Origin of the sequence: Streptomyces phaeochromogenes (genome assembly GCF_001418655.1) — a bacterium.
In the GTDB taxonomy this organism is placed as follows: Bacteria; Actinomycetota; Actinomycetes; order Streptomycetales; family Streptomycetaceae; genus Streptomyces; species Streptomyces phaeochromogenes.
The window spans coordinates 583-1,014 of record NZ_LIQZ01000445.1 but is presented as its reverse complement, the minus strand read 5'-3'; the positions used below and the strand labels follow the sequence as shown (position 1 = coordinate 1,014).

Annotated in this window: 1 protein-coding gene; it reads right to left on the bottom strand. The window is 77.5% G+C overall.

The window, feature by feature from the left end; all coding sequences use genetic code 11:
• The coding region (locus AOK17_RS52930; RefSeq protein WP_245697721.1) for an FAD:protein FMN transferase at positions 1–432 on the bottom strand (432 nt) is incomplete at both ends.

Here is a 432-nt window from a genome sequence, read left to right as displayed (position 1 = left end):
GGGCGGCGGGGGCGAGAACTGCGGTGTCCCTGTCGTCGGCCAGCCCGGTGTTGTCACCACCGTGCCGTCCCGGGCCACCAGCCGTGCCGGGAGGCCCAGGCCCGACAGCCAGCGTTCCGCGCCCGTGCCCTTGATGAGGGCAGCCGTGCTGGCCGCGTTCGCGTCGGCGCAGGTGGTGGCGGCGACCGAGACCGTACGCCAGGGGGAATCCGCCGGAAGGCCGGTGCTCGGGTCGAGGATGTGGTGGAGCGTGTGCGGGCCCGAGCGCCAGGCGCGGGCGGTCGTGCCGGAGGTGGCGAGCCCGCCGCCGCGCAGGCCGACCGTCGCGTACGGGCCCTGCGAGGGCGTCTCGTCGACCGGGCCCGTGACGTCCTGGACCCGGATCCGCCAGCCACCGGCCGGGGGCTCGCCCGCGACGGCCGTGTCACCGCC